Here is a 7674-nt window from a genome sequence, read left to right as displayed (position 1 = left end):
GTCGAAACGCCTCATAAGACATTTTAAAAAGGTCCTTCGACAAGCTCAGGATGACAGTTCTAATAGTGCGGTCGTCATTGCGAGGAGGAACGACGAAGCAATCTTTCCTGCTAGCAATCCTTGCTAGAAAGATTGCTTCGTCGGCTGAAAAAGCCTTCTCGCAATGACGACTTTTGGCTGCTTATCATTGCAAACTCATGACGCTATGGGCTAAAAATATCAACAGGGGATCTTTCTATGTCCAAGTGTTTCCGGCCATGATCAATACCTGGCTTTCTTTACCATATTTAAGTTCGTTTAAGAAAGTTTCCATTCCATCCTGTAATGGGATCAATGCAATTCCCCTGCGCTGGTATTCTTTTTCTAATGTTGGCGAAACCATACCTGCACCTTTCCACGGCCCCCAGTTAATGGCCATTACCTTGCCTTGAATCTTCTGTTTTAAGGCCCAGGCATATTTATCCATTACACTGTTTGCTGCAGCATAATCGGTTTGCCCACGGTTTCCGTAAACCGAAGCGATACTCGAGAAAAGGATCACAAATTGAGTTTCTGGTCTTAACTGCTCAGCCAATACCCTTAATGGGGTTACTTTGGTATCGAAAACGCGTCCGAAAGATTCGGAAGTTTTACTGTGGAACAATTTATCTTCCAATAAACCTGCACCATGTACCACGCCATCTATGCGACCATAATCTTCGTAAACCTGATTGATCAAACGGGTCAGTGCTTCTTCATCTTTAAGGTCTAACGATTCGTAAACTACCGTCGATCCACCTTCTTCTAAAGTTGCAATGCAACGTAAAATCTGGTTATTTTTGTAAATCCGATTCGTTTCCTGTTCTATCTCTGCAGGTTTTTTAATCTCGCCCTGCTTAATTACGTACTGCCTGATCTCATCTTTGGTTTTTAACGAAGAACTGGCTTCATTTGCCGAAGCTATTGGATTTGCAGAACGGCCCACCAGAATGTACCTGCAAGGGTAATCTTTTGCGAAGTGGATCATCAGTTCGGCTGTAATGCCTTGTGCGCCACCTAAAACCATTACCACGGCATCTTTATCCAAATGGATGTGCGCATCAGTTTCGGTACTCAATTGATGCGGTACAAGTTCCATAATGTGTCTTTTATGGTCGTTGTAAATAATTTCCGAAGGTTTATCCGGATTCAGGATTTCGTTTAAGGTAATATTGGTGATTTCATCAGGGGACATTTTGGTTTCGAGACTGATGAAACGGCATTTGGTATGCTCGTATTCGCGGTCTAAACTTTTAAAGAATCCCGAATACCCTTGATAATTTCTCAAGAAAGAAATATCAGATTGATCGTTAAAATATTGTTTGGTATCCGCAATCAGATACACCCATTTTACGGTATCAAAATTTAGTTTTTTAATCGTTGCGAAATGATCGAGAATGCCTACTTTTTGCTGTGCTTCGAACATGTTCAAAATGATGAGGCCCTGATAGCCGTCCAATGAGTCTTCAAAGCTCACCAGATCAGCAATAGCACCATGTTTTTCGAGCACTTTCTTGATTTTGATGGCCTGTCCGCCACCATCATCGGTTAAGGCAAAACGCTGACCTTTTAAAATGGCTGCTTCGGTAATGGTAAGTGCAGCAGGAGTTAGCTCAAATCTTAAACGGGATAATTTTTCTTTAACCGTTTGATCATCGATGCTCTCCTCAATAAGCTTTTTTGCTTCTGTAAGCACCTCCGAGCTTTCTGCTTCAACATCGGCAATCCAGTTAAYCAGGGCATTTAAGGTTTTGATTGCGGCCAATTTCTCCATTAAGTCATCAGCTTGATCGCCTTGTGAACCAAATCCGATTTTTTCTTTTAAAGAGGCGATAATTTCCATCCTTTTGATCGAATCGATGCTTAAATCAGCTTCAAGATCTAAATCCATGCCCAGCATCTCTTTTGGATAGCCTGTTTTTTCACTCACCACATCAAGAATGGCCGATTTTAACTGATCTAATGAAAATTTTGCAGGTTCAAGCTGGCTTGTTGTTACGGCTATCGGAGCAGGTGCACTAACCGCTTTTGGCTGTTCGGTGTTTTCTGTAAGCCAGTTTACCAGGCTGCTTAAGGTTTTAAGTCCGGCAAGCTGTTCCATAATTTTATCTTCCGGAAGGTTTAATTGAGAGAAACCACCCAGTTCGCTACGTAAAGCACCAATAATTTCTACACGTTTGATCGAATCGATACTTAAATCGGCTTCCAGATCCATTTCCATACCCAGCATTTCCTGTGGATAGCCGGTTTTATCGCTTACTAGCTGTAAAAGCACCAGTTTTAAATCTTTTTGTGCAACCACAGGTGTTATTACTTCGATGGTYTGTGCTTGTGGCACTTCCTGTTTTATCGTGATCTGATTTTCGATACGGACAGGTTGAGGTGCCTGATATGATGTTAAAGGTTGATTAATGATTTGCGAAGGCATTGCGGGAGCTTGCCCTAAAAAGGAAAGCATCACATCGCGTTGTGCCTGAATCAGCATTTTCATGCTGTGCAGGTACTCCTGCATCATCAAATCTTTGGCAGAGCCATTAACCTGTTGATTTTCAGTTGGTGTAGAGGTGTTATTCATAAGGATAATCGGTTTAGTAATAGGGGATGCGCCATTGGCCGGAAGTTTACCCGTTGATGGAACAGCGTGTTGACCGTTCACATACCAGATAGCGGGACTTTTTTTATAAATTGAAGGTTCATCCAATTTGATGCTTTTAACAGAACGGCCTTCAAATAATTTTTCGAGTTTGATTTCGCGGCCAGTAGCCATATAACCAGCCAGTGTACCCAACAGATTACTGAGTTTATTCTGGCCCTGATCTTCGGTGTGTAAAATCACTTCGTCTTTACCGATGCAGGCTTTGGTTAGACCACTTAGCACCTTGCCAGGGCCAACTTCTACGAAAACCCTGGCGCCGGCTGCATACATATCCCTAAGCTCATCAACAAAAAGGACAGGTTTTATCAAATGGTCGGTCAAACGTTCTTTTACAGCGGCAGCCTCAGTTGGATATTCTTTTGCCGTGGTGTTAGACCATACCGGAATTTTTAGATCATTAAAGTTTACACCAGATAGTACTTGTTGGTAAAGCTGTTTCGATTTGGCCACCAAGGGACTATGGAAGGCACAGGCCACTTCAAGTGGACGGAAAGATATTTTGGCTTCCTTTAAAACTGTAGCCAACTGGCCGATAGCTGCGGTGCTACCCGCAATAACACATTGGGTTGGTGCATTAAAGTTTACCGGATAAACGTCTTTGATATCGCCAAGATATTGTGCAAGGTCTTCCTGTTTTGCGCTCACGGCGAGCATCGTGCCCGGATCGCCGTTTTCTACTGCATTTAAAATAGATTTTGCTCTTTCTGCACTCAGGTAAACCAGGGTTTCTTCTTCAAAAGCACCGGCAAAACAAAGCGCAGGCAATTCGCCATAACTGTGGCCCGCAACCATATCAGGCACAATACCCAATGATTTTAAGAAGTTAGCGATTGCAAGATCAACAATACCCAATAGCGGTTGTGCCATGCGGGTATCTTTTATGCGTTCTTTTTGTGCTTTCGCATCAACCTCGTTAAACACGGTGTTTGGAAATAGGATTTTTTCGTATTCAGGATAAGCTTTCAGCAGTTTTCTCATCTCAGGGAAAACCACAAAAAGATCTCTTGCCATGTTTACCCTTTGGCTGCCTTGCCCTGGAAACATAAAAGCAACCTTGCCATCCTGTTTTTGAGTAAGGTAAGTGTCTTTGCTTTCTACGCCAGATAAAACAAGGTCGATTTTCATTACCAGATCTTCTGCATGATTGGCAACGATGCTCAATTGAACAGGTTTGGTATCAGCGGTTGCTAAACTATAGGCAATATCTTTTAGTTCGATCTGATCGTTCAGTTCCAAGAGATTTTTTACCGAAATCACCCGCTTTTTGGCTTCCTCGTAAGTATCTCCCCTGAAAACAAAARGTTCTGATGGCCACGATTTTAAGATCGAATTTTTATTTTCGGTATTCTGAGCACTTTCCAATACCGCATGGAAATTTGTTCCGCCAAAACCAAAGGCACTCACGCCAGCATATCTTTTTTCTTCCATCCATAAACCAGCTTCGGTATGAAAAGCGAATGGACTTGTTTGGGCATTGTAGAAACTATTTGGTGTTTTTAAATTGATGGTAGGTGGTTTAATGCCGTGGTAAACCGATAGCGATGCTTTAATCAAACCTGCAATTCCGGCAGCACATTTGGTATGGCCAATCTGCGTTTTTACGGAGCCTAAATGCGTTTGTCCGGCGGTTGCACCCGATTGATTAAGCATGTCGGTTAATGCGCTGATTTCAGTTTTATCACCAACCACTGTGCCCGTACCATGTGCTTCTACCAGGCCAACCAGTGATGGCGTAATTCCAGCCTGGCTATAAGCCCTTTCTAAGGCATTTACCTGTCCGTTTTTACGTGGTGCAGTTAAACCAAGGCTTTTGCCGTCACTCGATCCACCTACACCTTTAATAATAGAATAAATCGTATCACCATCGCGTAAAGCATCATCATATCTTTTTAATACGATCATGGCAATCCCTTCGCCGAGGGCAATTCCATCTGCTTCGGCATCAAAAGTGGCACACCTTCCTTTTTTAGAAAGGGCATGCGTGCTTGAGAACATGAGGTAATCGTTAATGCCGTTGTGCAGATCTGCTCCACCGGCCAAAACCATATCCGATTTTTCTAAAAATAACTCCTGACAAGCCAGGTCTATTGCTGCCAAAGATGAAGCACAGGCCGCATCAACCGTATAATTTCGACCGCCCAGGTTTAACCTGTTGGTGATCCTGCCCGAAATTACATTCGCCAAAATACCCGGGAAAGAATCTTCTGTTGTTTTTGGTAATACGGCATCTACTTCGGCTGGCATTTCGCCAAAAACCTGTTTGTAAAAACCTCTGAAACTATAGCTGTTGGCCAGATCGTTTCCACCTTCGGCACCAATAATTACCGAAACATTTTCGTTATCCACACCGCCATCGGCATAACCAGCGTGTTGCATCGCCTGTTTGGCCACCATTAAAGTAAGCAGCTGCGTAGGCTCTATAGCCGCAAGCGATTGTGGCGGAATGCCAAATTCTAAGGGGTCAAAATCTATCCTCGGGATAAAACCGCCCCACTTAGAGTGCGACATATCTCCTGCGGTAGAATCGGGATTATAATACAGTTCCTTATTCCATCTTTCATCCGGCACTTCGGTTACAGAATCTTTGCCTAGAATGATATTGCGCCAGTATTCTTCGAGGTTTTTAGCCCCTGGGAAAATACAGGCCATACCCACAATGGCAACATCCAGTGCTTTGGCTTTATTTTCCGGAGGAGAAGAAAGTGTGGCGTCTAAAATATGTGTATAGTTATTGTCGGCTACATCCTGGTGAAGATCGAGTAGCGACATCACTTCTTTATGCATAGGTGCAATCTGGCCGATCATGTACATGCCCAGGTCAGTTTGTTCAGCTTCGTCGATTTTTACGAGTTCATCGCCGCGTCTTTCTATACCTTTTGCGGCAATACGTAAACGGCCAACATTTAGCGTTTCAAGTTTTGCCCAAATTTCTTTTTTATCCATTCCCTCTGCCTGAAGTTTCTTTTTTTCTTCGTTAAAGAAGGTGGCAAATGAAGAATTTAAACACCTGGTTTCGTGTCCTGGAGCGGTTTCAAGCAGTACGGTTTCGTTTGCCTGCATGGCTTCCTGTTGGAATTTATCTAAAATGGCACCCTTGCTTACGGCTTCTTTGGTATATAAATAAGCGGTGCCCATTAATACACCGATTTTCATTCCTTTGGCTGCCAAAGGAGCAGCCATTACTGAAATGAATGCAGTAGAAAAAGAATCGTGGATGCCACCTGCAAAGAAAACACTGATGCTTTCCGGATTTTCTTCCTTTAACAAACGTTCAATCTGTTTTTCCCACAATACCATGCTCGATAGGGGGCCAACGTGGCCACCACATTCGCGGCCTTCGAATACAAAACGTTTAGCTCCTTCTTTTAAAAACATATCTAAAAGAGAAGCAGAGGGTACATGGAGAAAAGTTTTGATCCCTGCTTTTTCGAAGGGTTTAGCCTGCGATGGCCTTCCGCCTGCAATTAACAAAACAGGAGGTTTCGCATTTAATATATATTCCTGTTGCTCATCTCTAAGTTCTTGTGGTGCAAAACCTAAAATACCTACGCCCCAGGTTTTTTCGCCAGCCAGTTTTTTGGTTTCTTCAATCAGGTTTTTTGCCGATGCACCTTTTAGTAAGGATAACGCTATAAACGATAAGGCACCAGCTTCCGAAACTGCATCTGCAAACGGCGCCACATCGCTTACCCTGGTCATAGGGCCCTGCGCAATAGGATAGGTGATGTTTAAATCTTTAGCAAGCGGGTTATCCGCTTTTATTACATTGATGGCTTTGGCCTGTTTTAAATGGCCGTAAATGGCTTCCTTTATACCAAAAACCAGCTTATCAAGTTTTTTATATTTAGTAACCAGGTCTATCGATAGGGCAATATCCTGACCCATTGGAAGATAATTTGTTTCCAGGTCGTAACCTTTAAAATGTTTTTGAAGGCCATTATAATCAGTATCTTCTGCCAGTGCCGGCGAATTTGGACGGATCAATACGCGAGCTTTATCGATCAGTTTGGTTTCTGTTCCACTTAATTTACCACAAATAGTTTTTAAGTCTTCAGGAGCAGAACATTCTGGGAATAAGGCGAGTTGGCTATCTAAAATGATTCCTGCTGCGCCCTGGGCCATTAAAGAGGCCGCTGTATGAATACCTACACCTCCCTGAACCCAAACCGGAATAGTGGTAATTTCTTTAATAATCCGTTGAAAAAGAACAAAAGAAGATTCGTATGCTACACGGCCAGCACCTTCGTTTCCTTTTACAACAATTCCATTTGCGCCATTAGCTTGCGCAGCCAGTGCCGACTCAAGATCAAAAACCTGGTAGATAATTTTTGCTGATGTTTTACGCTTTAGCACGAAATCATGCGGTGCAATAATTAAACATACTTGGGTAGGAAGATCAATATCAGCCAATTCTACTGAATTGATACTAACACCGAAATCGGAGATACCCTCCGCTATGAGTGAATGAAGGGCATTTTCAGCATCAGCTATGCTATGTCCAAGACTGAGAACCGGAAAGCAATCTGCTTTTTGTAGATTAGAAACCAATCTACTATCAGGGATTTCGAAGGGAGTTACTCCAATAATGGCGTATTTGTTCATGGCTTTAGATTTTTCTACTTCTTCTGTTTGATGGATGACTAAAAGCGAAACATAATGGTTCTTTATGCCTGCCCGTAATACGCAATAACAGAGCTTTTTAGGGCTACGATTAGTGTGTATGATTAATTAGACTAATATACGACTTGGTAAAGTCAAATTGTTTTAAAAATTTATAAATGAATGAACTGAACAGGCGTTTAAAAAGCAACCTATTTTTTCATTTAAAAATGAATTTTATGAACAAAATTCTAATTAATGTTTTCAATTATGGTTCTTTATGTGGTGTATTTAAATTTCAAATACAAAAAAAGACTATCCATATTGAGTTAGTATTAATAATGGGTTAATTTACGGATTTATTTTTATAATGTACTGATTTTATACGTTTTGTGTTGAGG

General features: G+C 42.0%; 1 protein-coding gene. It reads right to left on the bottom strand.

The features are described 5' to 3' along the window. Window positions 1-235: 235 nt before the first annotated feature. On the bottom strand, window positions 236-7276 hold the full coding sequence (locus AC1DND_RS13875; RefSeq protein WP_477582401.1) for an SDR family NAD(P)-dependent oxidoreductase: 7041 nt from the start codon (window positions 7274-7276) through the stop codon (window positions 236-238). Window positions 7277-7674 lie beyond the last annotated feature (398 nt).

The organism is Pedobacter sp. 01N416, from assembly GCF_056399685.1.
The sequence above is the reverse complement of the archived record's forward strand: the minus strand, read 5'-3'. Positions and strand labels throughout refer to the sequence as shown.